The 21,600-nt window shown below is 46.0% G+C and carries 15 protein-coding genes and 2 pseudogenes; 10 read left to right on the forward strand and 7 right to left on the reverse strand.

What is annotated here, in order from left to right:
- Positions 1-96: 96 nt before the first annotated feature.
- From Q0110_RS02430 to Q0110_RS02440, 3 genes are read left to right on the forward strand one after another with little or no spacing between them, the layout of a single operon-like run.
- A complete protein-coding gene (locus Q0110_RS02430; RefSeq protein WP_297901854.1) occupies positions 97-972 on the forward strand; it encodes a carbon-nitrogen hydrolase in 876 nt (291 codons plus the stop codon).
- Positions 972-1,979 carry an aminodeoxychorismate synthase component I gene (locus tag Q0110_RS02435; RefSeq protein ID WP_297901857.1) on the forward strand — a complete coding sequence of 336 codons (1,008 nt, stop codon included), beginning with the start codon at positions 972-974 and terminating at the stop codon, positions 1,977-1,979. The genes Q0110_RS02430 and Q0110_RS02435 overlap by 1 nt, the downstream gene beginning before the upstream one ends.
- Complete coding sequence (locus Q0110_RS02440; protein WP_297901859.1) at positions 1,963-2,577, forward strand: aminotransferase class IV family protein; 615 nt, start codon at positions 1,963-1,965, stop codon at positions 2,575-2,577. The genes Q0110_RS02435 and Q0110_RS02440 overlap by 17 nt, the downstream gene beginning before the upstream one ends.
- A gap of 54 nt (positions 2,578-2,631) precedes the next feature.
- Here Q0110_RS02440 and recQ read toward each other — a convergent pair whose 3' ends face one another.
- The 3 genes and pseudogenes from recQ to Q0110_RS02450 form a co-directional block, all read right to left on the reverse strand.
- Positions 2,632-4,470 (reverse strand): DNA helicase RecQ, encoded by a 1,839-nt coding sequence (gene recQ, locus Q0110_RS02445; RefSeq protein WP_297901861.1) that lies wholly within the window; start codon positions 4,468-4,470, stop codon positions 2,632-2,634.
- A 124-nt stretch (positions 4,471-4,594) separates the two neighbouring features.
- Positions 4,595-4,789 (reverse strand): annotated as a pseudogene (locus Q0110_RS18270) (Abi family protein); the annotation flags it as partial.
- 346 nt (positions 4,790-5,135) lie between these two features.
- Complete coding sequence (locus tag Q0110_RS02450) at positions 5,136-6,071, reverse strand: AraC family transcriptional regulator (RefSeq protein ID WP_297901864.1); 936 nt, start codon at positions 6,069-6,071, stop codon at positions 5,136-5,138.
- A 144-nt stretch (positions 6,072-6,215) separates the two neighbouring features.
- Between Q0110_RS02450 and Q0110_RS02455 the strand changes: the two genes are divergently transcribed.
- The gene (locus Q0110_RS02455) at positions 6,216-6,917 is read left to right on the forward strand and encodes an MBL fold metallo-hydrolase (RefSeq protein ID WP_297901866.1); all 702 of its coding nucleotides are present in this window, start codon (positions 6,216-6,218) and stop codon (positions 6,915-6,917) included.
- Positions 6,918-7,253: 336 nt separating this feature from the next.
- Here the strand turns inward: Q0110_RS02455 and Q0110_RS02460 are convergent, their stop codons facing one another.
- From Q0110_RS02460 to Q0110_RS02475, 4 genes are all read right to left on the reverse strand, one after another.
- The gene (locus tag Q0110_RS02460) at positions 7,254-8,984 is read right to left on the reverse strand and encodes an ABC transporter ATP-binding protein (protein ID WP_297901869.1); all 1,731 of its coding nucleotides are present in this window, start codon (positions 8,982-8,984) and stop codon (positions 7,254-7,256) included.
- A 28-nt stretch (positions 8,985-9,012) separates the two neighbouring features.
- On the reverse strand, positions 9,013-10,815 hold the full coding sequence (locus Q0110_RS02465) for an ABC transporter ATP-binding protein (RefSeq protein WP_297901872.1): 1,803 nt from the start codon (positions 10,813-10,815) through the stop codon (positions 9,013-9,015).
- Between the two features lie 10 nt (positions 10,816-10,825).
- Positions 10,826-11,647: a class I SAM-dependent methyltransferase gene (locus Q0110_RS02470; protein ID WP_297901874.1), complete on the reverse strand. Its 822-nt coding sequence runs from the start codon at positions 11,645-11,647 to the stop codon at positions 10,826-10,828.
- A gap of 121 nt (positions 11,648-11,768) precedes the next feature.
- Positions 11,769-12,380, reverse strand: coding sequence for a TetR/AcrR family transcriptional regulator (locus Q0110_RS02475; protein WP_297901877.1), 612 nt, complete (start codon positions 12,378-12,380; stop codon positions 11,769-11,771).
- A gap of 173 nt (positions 12,381-12,553) precedes the next feature.
- Here Q0110_RS02475 and Q0110_RS02480 point away from each other — a divergent pair.
- The 6 genes and pseudogenes from Q0110_RS02480 to Q0110_RS02505 all read left to right on the forward strand — a co-directional run.
- Positions 12,554-12,622, forward strand: a pseudogene (locus Q0110_RS02480) (DNA-binding protein); the annotation flags it as partial.
- Positions 12,623-13,322: 700 nt separating this feature from the next.
- On the forward strand, positions 13,323-14,582 hold the full coding sequence (locus Q0110_RS02485) for a DEAD/DEAH box helicase (protein ID WP_297901880.1): 1,260 nt from the start codon (positions 13,323-13,325) through the stop codon (positions 14,580-14,582).
- Between the two features lie 220 nt (positions 14,583-14,802).
- Entirely contained in the window at positions 14,803-15,408 is a 606-nt protein-coding gene (locus Q0110_RS02490) for an RNA polymerase sigma-70 factor (protein WP_366139632.1), read from the forward strand.
- Positions 15,409-15,486: 78 nt separating this feature from the next.
- Positions 15,487-16,509, forward strand: coding sequence for a FecR domain-containing protein (locus Q0110_RS02495; protein ID WP_297901885.1), 1,023 nt, complete (start codon positions 15,487-15,489; stop codon positions 16,507-16,509).
- A 76-nt stretch (positions 16,510-16,585) separates the two neighbouring features.
- Complete coding sequence (locus Q0110_RS02500; RefSeq protein WP_297901888.1) at positions 16,586-19,894, forward strand: SusC/RagA family TonB-linked outer membrane protein; 3,309 nt, start codon at positions 16,586-16,588, stop codon at positions 19,892-19,894.
- Positions 19,895-19,908: 14 nt separating this feature from the next.
- Positions 19,909-21,600 carry a RagB/SusD family nutrient uptake outer membrane protein gene (locus Q0110_RS02505; protein ID WP_297901891.1) on the forward strand — a complete coding sequence of 564 codons (1,692 nt, stop codon included), beginning with the start codon at positions 19,909-19,911 and terminating at the stop codon, positions 21,598-21,600.

Genomic DNA, 21,600 nt, shown 5'->3' on the forward strand with positions numbered 1-21,600 from the left:
CACCACTGTCTGATGGTAATTTAGAATACCATTTTGCTGGGATGAGACGGGGCACGCCCCGTCTCTACAACTGGATAATAATCAATATGAATTAAAATGAAGGTAGGATTAATACAACAAAAGAATACCGCTGATAGAGCGGCGAATATAGAGAAACTACAGTTTAATATCCGCAAGGCTGCCGGGGAGGGAGCGGAATTGGTCGTTCTGCAAGAACTGCATAACAGCCTGTATTTTTGCCAGACGGAAGATACGAATCAGTTTGACCTGGCAGAGACGATTCCCGGCCCTTCGACGGAAACCTTCGGTGCCTTGGCAAAAGAATTAGGCATCGTCCTGGTGCTATCCCTTTTCGAGAAGCGTGCCCCGGGCTTGTACCATAACACGGCCGTTGTCTTGGAGAAAGACGGTACGATCGCCGGAAAATACCGCAAGATGCATATCCCCGATGATCCCGCTTATTACGAGAAATTCTATTTTACCCCCGGTGATTTAGGCTTCGAGCCTATCGATACCTCTGTGGGACGTCTTGGCGTATTGGTTTGCTGGGATCAATGGTATCCGGAAGCAGCCCGTTTGATGGCGATGCGCGGCGCGGAGATGTTAATCTATCCGACCGCTATCGGCTGGGAAAGTAGCGATACGCGGGAGGAGAAAGATCGCCAGCTCGATGCGTGGGTGACCATACAGCGAGGACATGCCGTGGCGAACGGGCTTCCTGTCATTTCCGTGAACCGTACCGGACATGAGCCGGACCCTTCGGGACAAACGGGCGGTATCCAATTTTGGGGAAACAGCTTTGTGGCCGGCCCCCAAGGTGAGCTATTGACCGTATTCCCGAATGACGAGGAGGAGATACGTGTGATAGAGATCGACAAGGCTCGCGGTGAGAACGTGCGTCGTTGGTGGCCCTTCTTCCGGGATCGCCGTATCGATGCGTTTGGTGGTTTGACAGAACGATTTTTAATATAATGACCGTATACACGCAAGAAGAGGCCGTCTTCCGCATGAACGAAATGGGAAGAGCGGGGCGGCCTTTCCTTTTTATCATTGATTATAAACGAGAGCGGATCTGCGTGGAGAGCCCGGAAAATATCGCTTCCTCCGACTTGTTGTACGACCTGAACGGTTTTACGAACGCGAATCATGCACATAACTTCCAGGATTCCTCCCATCTTATCCCCGGAGAACCCGTTGAATGGCAACCCTCGTATGTCTCTTTCGAGGAGTACGCCCGTTCGTTCGAGACCGTCGCCCGGCATATCCATGCGGGTAACTCTTATTTGGTAAACCTGACGTGCGCCACCCCGGTACATGCGAACCTCTCCTTAAAAGATATCTTCTACCATTCCAAGGCGAAGTATAAGCTTTGGATGCGGGATCGTTTCGTGGTATTCTCGCCGGAGATATTCGTGCGGATGCGGGATGGTTTTATCTATTCGTATCCCATGAAAGGGACCATCGACGCTACGCTACCCGATGCCCGGAGGCGTATCCTCGATGATCCCAAGGAAGCGGCGGAGCATGCCACGATCGTGGATTTGATACGGAATGACTTGAGTATCGTAGCCTCCGAGGTTTGTGTTCCCCGGTATCGTTATATCGATGAGCTGCGTACGCATAACGGGCGTTTGTTGCAAGTCAGCTCTGAGATAAGAGGCCGGTTGCCGGAAGGATGGAAGGGGCATATCGGGGATATTTTGCTGGGCCTATTGCCCGCCGGTTCCATCACGGGCGCTCCCAAGAAAAAGACGTTGGAGATCATCGCCGAGGCGGAAACCTATGAGCGAGGCTTCTATACGGGGGTGATGGGGTATTTTGATGGCCAAGATTTAGACAGCGCCGTGATGATCCGTTTTATGGAACAAGTCTCTCCCCGTTCATTTATTTTCAAGAGCGGTGGGGGAATCACCTCTAAAAGTGACTTGAGATCCGAGTATAACGAGATGAAACAAAAAGTATATGTGCCCATCTATTGAGACTTTATCAGGAAAACCGTTTGTAGAGACGATCCGTATCGAGAAGGGACGGATACACAACCTCCCGTACCATAATGCCCGTATGAACCGTACCCGCGAGGAGCTGTTCGGGGCGAGGGAAGAAATCGATCTCGCGGGTTATATCCATCCCGGGCCTTATCAAGAACGTACCAAATGCCGGGTGGAATATACCCGCGAGGTCTTAAAGGTAGAATACGTTCCTTACCGTATGCGTCCGGTTCGTTCCTTGCGATTGGTTACATGCGATGAGATCGATTATTCCTATAAAAGTACGGATCGCCAATGCCTGAACGATTTGTTCGCCCAACGAGCGGGGCATGACGATATCCTGATAATCCGTGACGGTTTGCTGACCGATACGTCCATTTGCAATATCGCCCTTTGGGACGGCGCTTCTTGGATCACTCCCGCACGCCCTTTGTTATGCGGTACGATGCGCGCTTACTTATTGGATAAGGGCTTGATACAGGCCGGGGATATCCCGGTGGAGGATCTGTCCAAGTATACCCGGATCCGTCTGTTTAACGCCTTGATCGGGTTCGGGGAAATCGATGAGATCACACGTATATACGTATGACCCTACGCGAGTATCTTAAGGTTCTCATATGAATATTGATCACGTATTGGAAAATTATTCTTTCGGTAGTTTCAGCACGAACCGGATCAAGGCCACGAACACCTTTCCGTACCGGTCTAGCTTGATCTGTCCGACTCCCCGGATATCACTGAACTGGTCTAAGGTGACAGGTTTTTTCTCCACCATGTCCTCCAAAGAATCATCGGAGAAGATGATATAAGCCGGCGTATGCTCCCGCTCGGCGATCTGCTTGCGGAGCTGTCGGAGGGAATCCAGCAAGGTCTCGTCTATGGAGGCAGACCGGATCGGACGGATCGGTTGGGCCTTGAATGTGGATTTCCGCTCGCTCTTGCGGACGGGGCGCCTCAGCTCCTCCGGCTCCCGGTAGACGACAAGCTGGGCTTTTTGCTCTCCGTACAGGACACGCCTGCCTAACGGGGTCATTTTCAATACACGCTCGGCGGCGTAGTCGATCTCCATGTATCCGAGTTGGATCATCTGGTAGATGTATTCTTTCCATTCTTTATATGAGAGATCCCGGCCGGCTCCGTACGTCTTTAGCTTATCGTATCCTTTCTCCAGGAGCTCTGCCCGGCCGGAGGCACGTAGAATGTCGATTAGCATTTGCATGCCGACATGCTCGCCGGTGCGGACCACGGCACTCAGCGCTTTTTGTATCAAGACACTGCCATCGAAACGCTGAGGTGGGTTCTTGCAGACATCGCAGTTGCCGCAATCATGCTCTGCCTCCTCGCCGAAATAACTGAGCAACACACGGCGGCGGCACATATCAGACTCGCAATACCGTCTCATCCGGTTTAGTTTCTCCAGGTTTACCTCGCTTTGGCCGCTCTCCTCGGCGAAACGGCGAAGTACGATCAGGTCGCTCAAGGAATAAAACAGGAGAGTATCGCTTTTCATCCCGTCTCTTCCGGCCCGGCCGATCTCTTGGTAATAATTCTCGATACTCCCCGGCATGCTGTAATGCACGACCCAGCGTACGTTACTCTTGTCTATCCCCATCCCGAAAGCAACCGTGGCGCATACCACGTCTACCCGGTCGTTGATGAAATCGTTCTGGGCCTGTTCCCGTAGGGCGGGCGGGAGACCGGCGTGATAAGCGATCGCCTTGATATTATACATCGCCAGCTCATCGGCCAGCTCGGTCGTATCATTGCGGCGCATGCAATAAATGATACCGCTTTGCTCCCGGTGCTTGCGGATGAAATGGACGATGGCGGCTATCTTCTCTTTCTTGTTAAGTCCGCGGCGTACCGTGAGGGAGATATTCGGGCGGTCGAACGATGATATGAATGTCTGGGGCGTGCGAAGCCGTAACTGCTCTATGATGTCCTTCCGGGTGATTTTATCGGCGGTGGCGGTCAGGGCCACGACCGGTACTTTCGGGAAACGTTCCTTCAAGATCGCCAGTTGCGTGTATTCCGGACGGAAATCGTGCCCCCAGTGCGATACGCAATGCGCCTCGTCGATAGCGATCAGCGAGAGTTCCAGCCGGGGCAGGAACCAATCCGCCTCCACCTTGATCCGTTCCGGGGAGATATACAATAATTTGATTTTGCCCTGCACGCAAAGTTGTTTCACCTGTTGTTGCTCCTCTTCCGGCATCATGCTGTTCAACGCCGCCGCCGGGATGCCGTTGGTGACCAGCCCTTCCACCTGATCTTTCATCAAGGCGATCAGGGGAGATACCACCAATGCCGTGCCCGGCAGATAGATGGCCGGTAGTTGGAAGCAGATCGACTTGCCTCCGCCCGTGGGCATTAGCACCAACGAGTCCTCTTTTTGCAAGATACGTTGTATGATGTCCGCCTGCAAGGGACGGAAAGAGGTATATCCGAAGAATTTCTTCAGTAGTAGTAATAATTCTTTCATATCGTTTTACCGGGCATAAGAAGCGCAAAGATAGTTTAAAATCGCAAAAACGCAACAGATATGAGTAATACACAATATGCGGTCTGCCACCTGCAACGTGGCAATGGTAACCTTTACGATTGTCTAACTTCAAGGATTGGAATAACCGCCCCAATGTGGCAAACGACACCACTTCGAGCGCCATCCAGCTTGGCGGTATCGGAGAGTCATTATATTTAGAATCGTAATGCTTGATAAAATTTGCTGTTGTGCTGTCGCAAACCAGTACGACAGCACAACAGCAAGTCAACGTATCATTGAAACTATATCGTTTTTGCAAACTATTGGTTCGCTAAGCTTGCAAACAAGCGAGGAAATGTTTGCCTAAAATTGCATTTCTTTATTTCCGTTCTTCTTTTGGGCAGTTTGGGCATCAGCAAACGATACTTTCAGGCTGAAATAACAGTACAAGTTCCAATCCGTTTACTGACGGATTATTGATTTCACCTGAAATCAGCAAGGTGTCTTCTAAGAAACAAGAAATGTGATTGTAATCTATTGAGCAATAGACTTTTGAAGAAGAAGAGTATAACAATGGGTAACGATGTAGAAACGAGCAAACTACTTTGGTCTGCTTTGGTTTTCCATTGCTTCAAATAACTCTTTTGCAAATATAGTGAATTTTATTATTTCAATCGACTTGGTGCATTATTAAAATGCTTTTTGAAAAACTTATTGAATGCACTTTGACTTTCAAAGCCCAATAGAAAGGCTATTTCCGAAAACGGAATATTCTTGTGTAAATAAATACTTACTAATTCCTTTCTGACATTGTTTAAAATATTCTGATAAGAAGTGTTTTCTTTTTGTAATTTTCTTTGAATATTACGTTCACTCATATTAAATCGCCATGCCACAGATTTAAGGCTTAATTCCATTGTTGAAATGCCTTTCATTAAATAGTCTTTAATAGATTCTGATAATGAATATACTTGATTTTCATAAGAAATGCTCTTTATTAATTTTTCCATCAAGGGTAAAAGCTCTTTGCTTGCTGTTAATATGGGTAATTGCAAAATTGATTTATCAAAAACCAATCTCAGCTGATTATAGCCATAGACGATGGGGCAACTTAAATAATCTTCTATTTTATCTTTCTGCTCTTCCTTATTGTAAACGGTAAAAACTTTAAGCGGGGATATTTTCTTTCCCGTCAGGGAGTAAAATAATTGCAATGAAACTCCAATCTGTGCTTCATATAATTGCCTTGCTGCAATAGGATATTCACAAACAAAATCTGGATTTATTTCTAATTCATGAAAAAACAAATCGCCTTCGATTTTCGAGGTATATTTAGAAATGGTATTTACCAAAGGAGAGTACAATATGGATTTATCAAATAGCTCACCCAAAGTACCACAATTTTGATATAGCTTATAAATTACCCCTGTTACTGTTATTGGTATATTGAAGCCAGTTTCTAACCCAATTCGATAATTGTTCCTTTTTGTAACAATAGCTTCGATTAACGAACCTAAGAGACTTGCATCCACTTTAGATGTTGGTTCTTCGGGCATTTTTAAACACTGAAAGCTAACATCCTCAAACTGTTTCTGAATCATATTAAACAAACTTGCTGTAATGTACATAGCTTCTCATATTGTCGTATTTGGACAAAAGTATGGCTTTATTTTCTAACTTCAATCTTTTTTATTCCGTTATTTTGCATTCAGATAACATTTTTATAAAATTTCAAGAAATAAGTTATGAATACTTGGAAAACAAAAAGCGGCTACACCATTTCACAAATTATATCTGGCAGAAGCAATGTGTTTTTTGTAGAAAGTGGCGAAAAGTATTTTTTAATTGATACGAGTACAAGCGGCAATTGGGAGAAGTTAAATAGTACATTAAAATCAATGGGGATTTCTAAAATAGACTATCTAATTCTGACACATACACATCACGACCATGCCGCTAATGCTAAAAGGATAAAGGATAACTACAATGCCTCCGTGATTGTTCATCAAAATGAAGCGGTACATCTGATTAAAGGGGAAGCTATACTACCACAAGGCACGAATGTTTTTACTAAAACGTTGATTAACTTACTGGGGAAAAGATTTGAACCCCAATTTGATTTCGAGCCTTGTTCATATGATATTGTAGTGGATTCAATTTATAACTTGAAAAGTTTAGGGCTTAATGCCTACATACTACATACCCCGGGACATTCCACTGGTTCAATGAGCCTTATTATTGATGATGAAATTGCAATTGTCGGTGATGCAATGTTTGGTGTATTGAGAAAAAGTGTATTTCCTCCCTACGCTGATGATTCAAAAGAATTAGTCAATAGTTGGGAAAAACTACTATCGACAAATTGTAAGCTCTTTCTACCTGCACATGGCTCTGCTGATAGTAGAAAACAACTTAAACAAAACTTTAATCGAAAAATGAAGTTGTGATGTAGTAATGTCAGGAACTCATTCAGCATAAAATAGACATCCAAGTTTGATGATTAATATTTATATTAAAAATTATGCATATGAATGAATTGTTAAGTATGAGGTTTCTAAGACTATTGTCCGAACCCTCACAGGAAGTAACTAACGAAGAAATGCGAAATGCTTATGGGGAATTTGTTGAACAAATAAGAATTGTTGGTGATGGAAGTGATTACTCCACAATCTACCGGATTTTCTAAGTAACTCAAAAGCTTTTCGGTTACTACCGAAAAATGAATGTCTGTTCCATGAAGAAAAAACAGACATCCATTATATTGCTTATTCTTATATGCTATTTTATAGTTTCCAGCCGGAAATGCTTTCTTGGATATTCCATAGATGGGCATAAAGTCCTTCCTTTCGGACAAGTTCATCGTGTGTGCCTTCTTCCTTTATCTGTCCGTCATCCAAAACGATTATCTGGTCGGCATTCTTGATAGTTTTGAGTCTGTGGGCAATGGAAATAACAGTACGTCCTTTTATTAACGAGTCGATGGCCTTTTGTACCTCCACTTCATTTTCAGGGTCAAGTGAGGCAGTAGCTTCGTCCAGCAGAATGACCTGTGCATCTTTCAGTATAGCACGTGCAATGGATATGCGTTGCTTTTCCCCTCCGGATAAAGTGCAACCTCCTTCGCCCACCAGCGTGTCATAGCCCTGTGGCAACCTCATGATGAAGTCGTGGCAACAGGCTTTCTTGGCAGCGGCAATGATTTCTTCATCTGTCGCATCTGTCTTACCGAAACGGATATTGTTGAGTATAGAGTCTTGAAACAAATAGACATCTTGGAACACCATGGTGATACGGCTCATCAGGCTTTCGGGTGCTATTTCGTCCATCGGAACACCGTTAAAGAAGATGCGTCCTTTTTGCGGGTCGTAGAAACGGGCGCAAAGTTTCATCACCGTACTTTTTCCGCTTCCCGAAGGACCGACAAGAGCCGTCAATGAATTCTTCGGAAGCGTAACGGTTAGGTCGTGCAATACTTCCTTATCCTGATAGGCAAACGATACGTGTTCGAACCGGATATCACCTGCCGTCGGTGATTGCCGTTCCCCTTTCATTTCCGGCTCGTTCATCAAGGCGAGGATGCGTCCTCCGGCAATGGAAAAGTAGCGGAATTCAGTAAAATTGGTCAGGGCGGAGGTCAGTGGGTCGAACACACGGGAGCCGACTACGAGGAACAGCACAAATACAAGGATAGAAAGTTCTCCTCCCAACAAAAGATAAGTTCCGCATAGCACCATCATGGTCAGTCCGGCACGTACCAACGTAATGCTTAACAGAACGAACGGCCCTAACAGGGCTTCCTGACGGATGCAGGCACGGCGAAGCTCGGCAAAGGCGTCGCGCAGCCGGACAAAACGGTCACCCAACAGATTGTAGGCTTTCATCACCCGTATGCCCTGCAAGTATTCTTCCAATCGGTTTCCGGCATTTATTTTCGCTTGGATTTGCCTGCCACTCAACTTCCGCTGCGCCTTTGTGCTTGCCCATAGGACGAGCAAGGCAAACGGTAAGGCGGCAAACATGCTGACTGCCATCCTCCAATCAATCCAAATCAGTGAGGCAAAAGCCAGCACGGGCATGACCACCGCACCCATCAACTGAGGCAGATGGTGTGAGATTCCGGTTTCTGCCATTGTGAAGTCCGTGATGAGCATAGACGACAAGTCGCCGGGATCACGCCTTGACAGAAAGCCCAACGAAAGTTTCCGCAGGTGTTCCGCAAGCGACAAACGTCCGGAGGCGCTCATTTCGTATGCACCCCTGAAATTGGCGCGGTAAGATGCCCGTTCCGCCAGAGCCATGATCAGCATATAAACAGCCATAATGCCGAATATCCACCACAGGCGGGTCGTATCAAGCGATTGTCCGCTCCCGTCAAAGGTCTTGAAAATGATGCGTATCGCTTCTATGGAAAGGCAAAACGGTACTATATTTACTAAGTTGGCAAGCATGGTGTAACCCACGGGCTTGTAAAGCCGTTCGGTATGTCCTATTGTGATGTTTTTGATTGCGTTCATATTTATTTCATTTTTTCTCATATAACTTTTAGTTTTTGTTCAGCGTCCAATGGTAAGCACTTGTATAGGCATCCCACATGTTTTTATATACGCCTTCCGTTACGGACAACTGTTCATGCTTTCCGCGCTGCACGATGCGTCCTTCTTTCATGACGACAATCTGGTGTGCGGAAATGATGGAAGAAAGCCGGTGGGCAATCACGATAACCGTCTTGTCCTTTATCAGCGATTGCAGAGCCATCTGCATCTTGTGCTCGTTTTCCGGGTCGGCAAAAGCGGTAGCTTCGTCCAGCACCAATATCGGCGCATTCTTCAATATGGCACGTGCCACACATATCCGTTGGGCTTCGCCACCGGACAGGAACACGCCCTTGTCGCCTATCCGTGTTTCGTAGCCTTGAGGCAGACATTCTATGAAATCGTGGCATTGGGCGGCTTTCGCGGCGGCTATCACCTTTTCTTTCGTTGCATCAGGAGAGCCGACGGCGATGTTCTCGTACAGCGTGTCGTAGAAAAGGAATGTATCTTGAAATACGAATGAAACCATATCCATCAGCTTTGCCGTAGCTATCCGGCGTATATCCACTCCTCCTATACATATTTCTCCTTGCTCCACATCCCAGAAACGGGGTATCAGACTGGCAATCGTTGATTTGCCGCTTCCTGACGGACCGGCAAGGGCGGTTATTTTCCCCTGTGGTGCCATGAAGCTGACATCACGCAAGGCTTCTGTCCGTGTTCCCTGTTCCGTGTTTTCGTAGGAGAATGACACATGGCGGAACTCCACATCGTAAGCGGCAGGCACTTGCGGATGCTCCGGCTCCGGCACAGGTTCTTTTTCCAATATACGGTCGATACGGTTTACCCCTTCATTGATGTCGCGCGTATTGCCGCCTAAGAATGTCAGCTTATAGACAGGCGAAGCCATGCCCGGCCCCATGACGATAAAGAACAGCCACACCACAGCCAGTGAAAGCGATTGTGGACTGGCTTGCAACAGCAGAATACCCATAGGAAGTATAAACGTTACCATCGAATTTAACAATACGGTAAACGCTATCATCCCGTTCTGATACGTGTCGCAACATTTCAAGGCAAATGTCTTGTATGCCTGAATTTCGGCATTGAACTGACGGAACGAGCGTACGCTCTGCCCGAAAATCTTGACTACGGGCATTCCGCGCACATATTGCACGGCAGATGCGCTCATCTTTTCCTGCGCGTCATAATAGACAGCCATGAACTCTTTCGCCCTTTTCCCCATAAAATTGGAGAATTGCAGGAAAAGGCTGATCACCACTACCGCCAGACAGACAACCGTCAACCACACATCTAAAGAGAAAAAGATGACCAGCATTACCGCCACCGTAGCCACTACATTCACCAAATCGGGTATGGTATGGGCGATGAATCCTTCTATCTTTTCGATGTTCTGTTCCATTGTTTTTTTGATGGCTCCCGTAGAGGTGTTGTTTAGATACCCTAACGGAAGTTTGCCGATGTGTTCGGACAAACGGACACGCAATCCGTACAGAATGCGGAATGCAGCCACATGAGAGGACATCAGGGCGGCATACAGCAGCACCAGTCCGCCGACAAGTCCTCCAAACGCTATCCATCCCCAGCGTATCATGTCCGTTCCGTTCGAAGCGGCTGGATCTACGCCATGCGACAACAATTTCTCCAAGATTTCATAAACAGCCCAATAAGGCACAAGCATACATACCGCGCTGCCAGCGGACAGCAAGCCAGCTAGTATAAGCAGACCTTTCCTTTGCCCCGCTATTTCGAACAGGCGGGACAAACCTTCTTTCTTTTTTAATTTTTCCATTGCAATTACATTATTTTGATGTGATTTTATATCCGAGCAATGAGCTGAATTTATAGCACAATCGTTTCATGCGGCCCAATATCTGCCCAAAGACGAATCCCCAGCGCGAACGGAAGAACTTCATGTAATTGGCCTGCTCGATGAGCTTCAAAGTTGGTTCCCATTGTTCTACCTGGTGTCCGTCGCTCAGTCCAGAACGGATTTGCGCCTCGTGCTTGCGAAGTGAATCGGGCTTTACCCCGTGTCGGCTCATCATCGTGCCGCACACGTCGAACCACAGTTCGCCTCCTTCGAAACGGCTTGCCACATGATGCAGAAAAGCTTTGACTTGTTTCTCGTAAAAATACATCAGCACACCCTCCACGATGAAGATAAATTCCGCATCGGGATGCTTCCGGCGCAGGTCGTCCATCCAGTCAGTTTCCAGTAGTGAGGCCGCGATATAGACATTGCCCGGTTGTTCGGGTATCAGTTCCCGACGCAATGCGATGACCTCCGGCAAGTCCATGTCATAAAAGATGGCTTTCTCGCTTCCGATGCGCTGAAAACGGGTATCCAGTCCGCATCCCACATTGACCACAACCGGATTGGGATGCGCCTCGATAAATCGCTGTACGGCACAATCGAAATACCATCCCCGTACCACGCATCCCACTTCGCTCAGCTTTGCTCCGTCGAATTGGGAATAGTCATATTCCAAGCTGTCTGCCAACCGTTCTGCAGTCTTGTCATTCAGGATGGGATTATCCCGACGACTTTCCTTGGCTCTCATATATAACGGAATAAGCAGTGTTTCCGCCACGATACTCTTAAACTCGTATTTCTGTTTCATATTTTTTTGTGTTTAATAGTGAACGATATTCAAATTTGTTCATAAAAAAAGGAGGAAACCTCCGTGAAGATTTCCTCCTTGTCTGCCGTCCTGATGCGGCTGTTTGTATGTCTGTATCTCATCATATCTTGATAATTGCCCTCCAACCTTGAATCTCAAATAGGATATAATCGTGTAAAATAGCTTCCATCTCTCGTCGAGGTATGGAATGCATCAACAGTTCCTCGAACATTGTGAACATCCATACCGTATGCAAATGGATGATAAAATCGGACACCGCCGTATTGATTTCGGGGTACTTCTGCCGCATGGACGCGAACCACGCCTTGACCAATTCCGTAGAACGGTCGGTATAATTTTCGCGGAAGCGTTCCAACGAAGAACCTTGCGCATGAAACAACAAAATCCCCATCAGTGCGCGATGTTTATCAATCAATGAAATATATTCGTCTATGCAGGATTTCAGATACTTCTCCGACTTCATCGTCATAATGTCCTCGCCCTGTATGCCGTGATGTTCTTGCAGCATGGCTTCCAAAGCGCACAAGACAGGACGAACCACCTCACGGAACAGTTCATCTTTGTTCGTGAAATAGTTGTAGATGTTTCCGACACCAATCCCGGCAGTCTCCGCTATTTCGCGCATGGAAGTCTTGGAATAGCCTTTCTGCCCGAATTGCTGTCCGGCAACCGTCAATATGCGACCTCGAATGTCTTCTTTCAGCACTTGCATGTATAATGGAATTTTGCTTTTACAAAAGTATAGGGTTTGAAATCGTCCGGCAATACCTACTTTTAGGGATTTTATCTTACCATTGTACATCTTGATGTTAGCCATCATAAAAAACGCCAATCACTGCCACATGCTTCCACGAAAATGCCAACCCATTGTTTGACATCCAATACCCTTCTACTTTGCAGACTTTGCGCGACAACGGCACGTTGGCTTATTCGCAGATTAACCACAAGGCATTTTAATATCCGGAACTATGCCACAATCAACGAGCTTATATCAAATGGAAGTACTGGAGAATGGCGGTAACGAACACAAGCTATTAAAGTAAAAATAATGGGGACGGTATGAAAATCGTCCCGTTATTTTTATGTCTATGATTAATATTTAATTCTGTGTTTATTTTTCCCTATTTTGGTTTGTTCTCTTAAAATCAATACGCAGAAATCGCCTATGGAAAGGTATTTTCTTTGCCGTCGTGCGTAATAAATCATCTTTCCCCTCTTGTTGTAGCCTTGGTTTATTCCCTTTGGAAGCTCTATTTATATGCGTATCAGACTGTTATCGGGGATTTGTTTTCTGTTTATCAATAAAATATGCTGCCTTTGCAAACGATAAAAATCAAGTACCTATTATTATTGGGTATTCAGTATAAACGAAAAATATATTGCTTATGGTATAAACTTATAACATCGGTTACGATGTCATATTTTCGAGGGTAAAAAAGAAGCGTTGTGTCTATGTCTTGCTGTAATAAAGCGTAGGAAACTTTAAAACTGATAACAAGATTGGTATGATATTTGTGTTTGATTTTCAAAATTTTAATATATTTCCCTCGGTTCAAGCGTGTTTCTGTGAAGAAAGATAGTCTATATGAATAAATTTAACTACCTTTGCCCATATTATTTACATAACGAGTCGTGAAGGCTCACCCTATTTATAATGACATTTGAAAATTTAGATTTGATAGAGCCGATAAATAAGGCTCTCGAGAGAGAAGGGTATACGACACCAACACCTATACAGTCAGAAGCGATTCCCATTATTTTGCAAGGCTATGATTTATTAGGATGTGCTCAGACAGGAACCGGTAAGACGGCGGCATTCTCCATTCCGATTATCCAGCAGTTATATCTCAGGAAAGAAAGCCACAGATACGGAATCAAAGCCTTAGTCCTTACGCCCACCCGTGAGCTCGCTATCCAAATCGGAGAGAGTTTTGCTTCTTACGGCTATTTCGCCGGATTGTCCCATACGGTGATATTCGGGGGAGTGAAGCAGAAACCCCAGACGGATGCCCTGAGAAAGGGTGTCGATATATTGATCGCTACTCCTGGACGTTTGCTGGATTTGGTCGGGCAAGGGTTTATCGAGTTGGATACGTTGGAATATTTCGTCTTGGATGAGGCGGACCTCATGTTGGACATGGGTTTTAGCCAAGAGATCGACCTTATTTTACCGTTGTTGCCCGAGAAACGCCAGACCTTGTTCTTCTCGGCTACCATGCCTGCCGATATCGAATATCTGGCTGGTACGATCTTGAACGAGCCTCGAAAGGTGGAAGCAAACCCGCCCTCGTCGACTGTAGACATGATCAAGCAATCCATTTACTTCGTCGAGAAAGACGAAAAGATCAATTTGCTGGAAAGCCTGTTGAAGAACCCGGAACTGGAGTCTGTGTTGATCTTTACTCGCACGAGGCGTGTAGCGGATAAGGTAGCCAATCTCTTGTCGAGAGCGAATATAAGAGCGGAGGCGATTCATGGCTATAAGAGCCAGTTTGCCCGTCAACGTGCCTTGACGAACTTCAAGAAGCATAAGACCCGTGTATTGATCGCTACAGATATAGCCGCCCGCGGAATCGACGTGAATCGCCTGACGCACGTCATCAACTACGAGCTTCCTTATGTGCCCGAGATTTATGTGCACCGGATCGGACGTACGGGCCGTGCGGGGCACGAAGGCGTGGCTCTCTCTTTTTGCTCTGCTGATGAGGTGTCTATTTTGGGAAGCATCCAGAGGTTGCTCGGCAAGGAAGTCAACGTAGTGAGCGACCATATGTATGATTCCGAGGAGGTGAGAGCCGCCAGCGCTAGGTACAATAAGGTGACCGGGCAAGAATCGATAGGCTATGATATGTTTGATAGCGAAGATGATAGTAGTTACTGGTACGACGAGGAATGTACCGCTACCTTCCTCTGATAATAATAAGGTATTGTGTTTGAGTGGCATTCATTGCCACTCTTTTTATTGTGTAGGCACGGATATGCCGTAAGGATGGTATGCCTCAGTCTGCGGTGGGCGGGGAATAGGTCTTTAATTATTTGAAAATAGATATTTTAGGCGTACTTTAAACAGAATATGAGGCAACCTTAGAATATTTCATTATTTTTGTCATTCGAATTGTGATTGAACTTAAGGGTTGACGTTTGTGCTGATTGTAAAAGAGGACATAATATCTCGGATTAATAATGGCGATGCCAAAGCGTTTGAGCAGTTATATACGACATTCTACGTGTATCTATGCGCCGTGGCAACGAAATATGTTTATAATCCGGAGACGGCACGTGAGATCGTCAATGATGTTTTCATGAATGTGTGGAATCATCATTCGGCGTTAATACATCCGGTGAACGCTTATTTAATTCGTTCGGTACGCAATTGCTGCCTGAATTATTTAAGGGATAAACGTCTGCAAGAGGTCCCTTTATCCGATGTGCAAGAAAATCTGTTGTCTATACAAGAAGGCCAGATAGATGCGGATCCCCATCCGTTGGCCTATCTGGAAAATAAGGAATTCGAGGAGAAAATCTATCGTGCCGTAGATTCCTTGCCTGCCAAATGCCGGGATATCTTCGTGCAATATCTTTACCATAACAAGACCTATGAGGAAATAGCTGCCGCCAATAATATCAGTTCCAGTACGGTACGGGTACAAATCAAGATCGGCTTGACGAAATTGCGAGAGCTTTTGGGCGATCTTTATCCTCTTTTCTTACTTATATTTAATTTTTTCGAAAAAAAATAGGAATCTCCTTAAACGGAATCTCTAAAACATGTGTATATAATAAAAGCCGGGTTAAAAACCGGAGTCTTTGTTAATATCATGGAATTAGAGAATAAACACATAGAAAATTTGATTTATAGCTACTTTGCGGGAGATATATCCGAGGAGGAGCAAGAAGAATTACTACGGTGGTTGGAGATGGATGACGCTCATAAGCGATTCCTCTCCGAGATGGCGGATTGTTGGGCCACGGCACATGTGCCTTTGTTTGCCTCAAGTATGAAAGCCGATTTCCAAAAACATTTCGGGACATTTATCATCCCTGCGGCTTCTTCCCGGAAGAGCCATTGGTTGAATTTCCATTTTCTGGGAAAGGCGGCCGCTACCGTCTTGGTCGTGATATCGGTAGGGACGGCCTCTTATTACATGGGAAAGAAGCATGGTTTGCCGAAATCAACCGCGCTAAGCTATTTTGAGACGACAACCCCTATGGGAGGCCAGACGAAAGTCGTTTTGCCGGATCAGTCCGTGGTATGGATCAACGCCGGTTCCACGTTGAGGTATGGCAGTGATTTCAATACGGACGGGCGTAGCGTGCAATTGGACGGCGAGGCTTACTTCGAGGTTACCCGGGATTCCCTTAAGCCTTTTATCGTGAAATCGAAGAAATTAGATATCGAGGTCATCGGAACCAGCTTTAACGTAAAGGCGTACGGGCTGGATGAAATGACTGATGTCACCCTTATATCCGGGAAAGTGAACGTGAGTTTGAGGGATGATGTCGTACATGCGGGCGATGTAACCTTGACTCCTAATCGGAAACTTAGCTTTAACAAGAAGACAAACAAGGTGAGAGTCAGCGAGGTAGATGCCAAAGACGCTCTCTCGTGGATGGACGGTAGCCTGAAATTCTCCGAGCAACCCTTCGTCAATATCGCCAAGGATCTGGAACGTAAATTCAATGTGCGTATCCGTATCGAGAGCGATCTCTTGAAAAAGGAAATCTTCTCCGGCAGCTTCACGAAAGATTATTCGCTAGACGAGATACTCCATGAGGTAGATGTGGAGCGCAAATATGTGTGGACTCGTTCAGGAGACGAGATCATTATAAAAGATAAGTAGAAAACAAACCTTAATTCTAAAGGTAAGTGTGAAAGATATTTATAAACGAGAAAATTATTTATTAAATCTAACATTAATGGAAATGAACTATTTCAAAAAGACCGGGAAGATGATGGTCGCCGCATGTATGCTTGCGGGGCTTCCGTTTATCCCCGGTACGGTTTCAGCGTCCGAACTTCAGACACAAATGATGTCTGTTCAAATGGAAAGTACGACTTTAAGAGAGCTTTTCGATTTGATCGAGGAAAAATTTAATTACACGTTCCTTGTCCGTAACAATGACATCAACTTGAATGAGCGTATCTCGATCGACATGTCGAACCGCTCGGTTGAGGAGATTTTGACGACGGCGTTGAAAAATCAGCATGCTGATTTTATTGTAAACAACAATAGAATTGTTGTTTACAAGTTATCTTCTAATCCAAAAGAATTGAGGAACGCAGAGAGAATGGTGGCGCAGCAGACAATTACGGTCTCAGGTACCATTGTCGACGCTGTGACGGGTGAGCCGGTAATCGGCGCGAACGTGCTAGTGAAAGGCACTACGAACGGTACCAGTACCGATTTCGATGGAAAATTCAGCTTGGAGGCTCCGGCAGGGGCTACTTTGGTCATTTCTTACATCGGTTACGTGGACCATGAGGTTAAGGCGACTAATACTCCGATGACCATCCGTATCAAGGAAGACACGCAGAATCTTGAGGAAGTCGTAGTGGTAGGTTACGGCGTTCAGAAAAAGGAGAGTTTGACGGGTGCCATGCAAGTGGTGAGCAACGAGAAGCTGTTGGATGCCACCAGCCCTACGGTCGAGAACTTGTTGTCGGGTAAGGCTCCGGGTGTGCAGGTAACTTCCGGTGGTGGACAGCCGGGATCTGCCGGTAAGGTCGTGATCCGCGGTAAGTCTACGGTGAACGGTAGCACGGACCCGCTTTGGATCGTGGACGGTGTAATCGTAGGTACGGATGCCGGTAGTTTGAACCCTGCGGATATCGAGTCTATGTCTATCTTGAAAGATGCCGCTTCTACCGCTATTTATGGTTCTCAAGGAGCGAACGGCGTTATCGTTGTGACCACGAAGAAAGGTAAGATCGGTAAAGCTACGATCAATGCGTCCGTGAAGATGGGTGTGAACCAGTTGCACCGCGGTAACTTAAATATGATGAACGGCTCTGAACTGTATGATTATTATAAATCTTTCGCTAACCAAGATGTTGTTAATGGCTTAAGCTATTTTAATGAAGGTTTACGTAATCGTAATTTTGATTGGTGGAAGGAAGGTACGCATCTAGGATTCGCTCAAGACTATAACGTATCTGTTTCCGGTGGCTCAGAGAAGATCAAGACCTATACTTCCGTTGGTTACTACGGTGAGGACGGTGCGGTAAAAGGATACGACTATAAGCGCTATAACTTGCGTTTTAACGTAGATTACCAAGCGACCGATTGGTTGACTATCAAACCGAAAGTATGGGCTACGCGTAGTGACGTGATGGATCAGCAACAAGATATAGGCGCTATCATGTACGTTAATTTCCCGTGGGACTCCCCGTATGATGAAAATGGCGATTTGATACAGCAATACAGACCCACGGACTGGATCAACAGCGACGCTACCAACTACTTGTACGACCTGCAATGGAACTATGACAAGAAGACCTCTTATGAGTTCATGGGTAACTTCGACTTTGATATCAAGTTTACGGATTGGTTGACTTTCTCGTCCGTAAATAACTATAAGTACAATAGTATCCTCTTTAAGAGCTATAAAGATCCCCGCTCTAAAGACGGAGAGGCGGATAATGGATTATTGCAGGATAAGACCACTTCTTCCTATCGCGTGTATAGCAACCAGTTGCTTCGTTTCAACAAGGTGTTCGGTTTGCATTCTATCAACGCGATCTTGGCTTATGAGTGGAACACCTATACGCAAGAGATCAAGGATCAGACAGCGGCTAGTTTCGCTCCGGGCTTCTCCGTGGCAGACGTGGCCACTACCCCCAAGACGATAAAAGGAGAGCAAAATGAATGGGCCGTACAATCTTATTTGTTCAATGCCAATTATTCATACGACAACCGTTACCTGCTTTCTTTCTCCTTCCGTCGGGATGGTGCCTCAAACTTTGGTACGGACGCTAAATATGGTAACTTCTTCTCGGTTAGTGGTGGTTGGAACATCCACCAAGAGGATTTTTTCCGGGCTAAGGATTGGGTGCAGCAGTTGAAATTGCGTGCCAGCTATGGTTCCGTAGGTAACCGTCCTACCGAGTTATATTCTCAATATACGACATACGCCATGTCTACGGGATACAACGGTGATCCGGGCGCGGTGATCGAGCAGAAAGAGAACAAGAATCTGACATGGGAGAAGACTTATACGGCTGGTGTAGGTATCGATGCCATCTTGTTCGACCGCTTGACGATTAACTTGGATTATTATAATAAGAAAACAACCGATTTGCTTTACAAAGTGCCTCTGCCGGGCGTGACAGGTATCTCGGGTATCTACCGTAACGTGGGTGCTGTCAAGAATAATGGTTTCGAGCTTTCATTAGGCGTGGATATATTGAAAGGCGGTGATTGGAGCTGGAGCGTAGCGGCCAACTTGGGTTTGAACCGCAATAAGATCACCGAGCTGTATGGTGGTAAGAGCGAGATCATTACTTCCAACGCTGGATCAAGTTATGCCATTTCTATGGATAAGATATTGACTCCGGGACAAGACGTAGATACTTGGTACGGGACGGAATGGGCCGGCGTAGATCCGGAAACGGGATCTCCGTTGTGGTATACGACGAACGAGGATGGAGAGCGTGTAACGACCTCGGATTATAGCGAGGCCTCTAAGCATCAAACTATATTGGGTAAGTTGAGCCCTGATTTCTATGGTGGTTTCTCTACGAACTTATCTTGGAAAAACATTGATTTATCCGCTGTATTCGGTTATTCTGTAGGAGGCGAGATCTACAACTACGACCGCTCTATGTATGATAGCGATGGAGCTTATGTGAACTATAACCAGATGAACCTGAAAGACGGCTGGAGCCGTTGGGAAAAGCCGGGCGATATCGCTACGCACCCCAAGGCTGAATATAGCAACAAGAGCCAATCCAGCAAAGGATCTTCTCGTTACTTGGAGGATGCTAGCTACTTACGTTTGCGTAGCTTGACGCTAGGCTATACGTTGCCTTGGAAGATTCAGTATGTGGAAAATGTACGTCTATCTTTCTCAGGGGAGAATTTGTTCGTTCTTTCCGGATTCTCAGGAGTTGATCCGGAACTTCCCGCGGAGGTAGGAAACGACCTTAAGGCAGGTTCGGTAGGTGTGGCAATCTCTCCGTATCCGCAGGCTCGTAAATTCATGTTTGGTCTAAATGTTACATTTTAATTAAAGAAGTTACAATGAAAAAAATCGCTATAGTGGCCCTTGCGGCAGTGGCCACGCTTATAACAAGTTGTGATATCGAACGTCTGCCTTATGATAAATATACGGAAGAAGATATCATGGGAGACAAGGATGCCGCTGTCGATGTTTTATTGAACGGTTGCTACGCTAAATTAAAGACAGCTTCCGAACATTTACATTATTGTGGAGAGTTCCCGGGTGACAACGTTTGTAAGGATAAGCCGACTACGAATCCGTTCGGTACTTATTTTACCTACCAGCATACGGTAAATAACAGTGGCCTTACTTCGGTCTGGAACAGTGCTTATAATATTATCTCACAGTCTAGCTCTTTGATGAAGATGATCAATGAGGGCGAGTCTGTGGAATTGGACCAGAAATTAGGAGAGGCTTATTACTTGCGCGGCATGATGTATTTTTACCTTTGCCGTGTATTTGGCCGTCCTTATTACCAAGAGCCGGAGAAGAACCTGGGTGTGCCTATCGTGAATGGTATGCCGGAGGATATGGAGAACTTGAACCTTCCGGACCGTTCCTCGGTGAAGGATACGTACGAGCAGGCATTGTCTGACTTGAAGAAAGCCGAGGAGTTGATGTCCGATTTCAAGTCGACCGCCTATGCTTCGAAATATGCCGCTCAAGCGTTGTTGTCGAAGGTTTATATGTATATGAGCGGTACGTTTGAGAATCCGGATAAGCAATATGCTCAATTGTCTTACGACTATGCGAATAAGGTGATCGAAAGCGGTCAGTTCTCTTTGTTGAGCCGTGACGCGTTCATGACATATAATGAGTTGGCTCCGGATGCGGCTTCACAGACGGAGACTATTTTCGCTGTGAAGTTCGTTGCCTCAGACTGGGAGGATTGGGGAGATCCTCTGGGAAGCATGTACGCCGAGATTGACGGTCAAGGCTGGGGTGAGGTATACGCCAGCGCCAAGTATCTGGACTTATTGCATGAGACAGGGAAGAATACGGATGCTCGTGAGGCTTTCATCCATCCGCAATATAAGACCGATGACAACGGTGAGCAAATCCCGGCATTCCGTTTCGTCGCCAATTTATATACGAACGGTGAGATCTCCGGTTATGTATATCGCCAAGGAGAGACGAAGGAAGTAGGTGGTAACTTGGTTGCTACCATTGAAAATGAGGATTATGTGCTGACTCCGGTGGATGTGGATAATAAACGTTATTCTATTAACTATAAGGGAGAAAAGTATGAGGGGGATTATGACTATCTTATGCTGGAAAGCCAGGGTAACCCGAAATTCTATAGTTATAAGTGCTCTAAGCAAGAGGGGTATCCGCATCTTTATTCGCCGGTTATTTCTCGCTTGGGAGAGTTGTACTTGATTCGTGCCGAGGCTAGCGCTAAGTTAGGGAACTACTCGAAGGCTTTGTCTGATTTAAATACTGTTCGTACCCGTTCCCTACCAAACGCCGGATATAAATCTTTGGACGCTACAAACGCCCATGAGCGTATCATGAAAGAGCGGCAGTTGGAGTTGGCCTACGAGGCAGACCGTGGCTTTGACGTGTATCGCGTAGGCGAAACGATGAAACGTCATTATCCGGGATTCCACGATGGCGTGCCTGAGTATCCCGCAACTAGCCCGTTGGCTATCCAGTACATTCCGCAGTCTGAGATCAATGCCTATCCGGGTACTTTAACTCAGAATCCGTGA

The organism is uncultured Parabacteroides sp. (assembly GCF_947855115.1).
In the GTDB taxonomy this organism is placed as follows: Bacteria; Bacteroidota; Bacteroidia; order Bacteroidales; family Tannerellaceae; genus Parabacteroides.

Bases quoted from the DNA above. Each gene is read 5' to 3' on its own strand.
- Q0110_RS02450 (WP_297901864.1), bottom strand. From the start codon at position 6,071: ATGATTCAGAAACAGTTTGAGGATGTTAGCTTTCAGTGTTTAAAAATG.
- Q0110_RS02440 (WP_297901859.1), top strand. From the start codon at position 1,963: ATGTGCCCATCTATTGAGACTTTATCAGGAAAACCGTTTGTAGAGACG.
- Q0110_RS02430 (WP_297901854.1), top strand. From the start codon at position 97: ATGAAGGTAGGATTAATACAACAAAAGAATACCGCTGATAGAGCGGCG.
- Q0110_RS02435 (WP_297901857.1), top strand. From the start codon at position 972: ATGACCGTATACACGCAAGAAGAGGCCGTCTTCCGCATGAACGAAATG.
- Q0110_RS02470 (WP_297901874.1), bottom strand. From the start codon at position 11,647: ATGAAACAGAAATACGAGTTTAAGAGTATCGTGGCGGAAACACTGCTT.
- recQ (WP_297901861.1), bottom strand. From the start codon at position 4,470: ATGAAAGAATTATTACTACTACTGAAGAAATTCTTCGGATATACCTCT.
- Q0110_RS02465 (WP_297901872.1), bottom strand. From the start codon at position 10,815: ATGGAAAAATTAAAAAAGAAAGAAGGTTTGTCCCGCCTGTTCGAAATA.
- Q0110_RS02505 (WP_297901891.1), top strand. From the start codon at position 19,909: ATGAAAAAAATCGCTATAGTGGCCCTTGCGGCAGTGGCCACGCTTATA.
- Q0110_RS02500 (WP_297901888.1), top strand. From the start codon at position 16,586: ATGGAAATGAACTATTTCAAAAAGACCGGGAAGATGATGGTCGCCGCA.
- Q0110_RS02485 (WP_297901880.1), top strand. From the start codon at position 13,323: ATGACATTTGAAAATTTAGATTTGATAGAGCCGATAAATAAGGCTCTC.
- Q0110_RS02475 (WP_297901877.1), bottom strand. From the start codon at position 12,380: ATGCAAGTGCTGAAAGAAGACATTCGAGGTCGCATATTGACGGTTGCC.
- Q0110_RS02460 (WP_297901869.1), bottom strand. From the start codon at position 8,984: ATGAACGCAATCAAAAACATCACAATAGGACATACCGAACGGCTTTAC.
- Q0110_RS02455 (WP_297901866.1), top strand. From the start codon at position 6,216: ATGAATACTTGGAAAACAAAAAGCGGCTACACCATTTCACAAATTATA.
- Q0110_RS02495 (WP_297901885.1), top strand. From the start codon at position 15,487: ATGGAATTAGAGAATAAACACATAGAAAATTTGATTTATAGCTACTTT.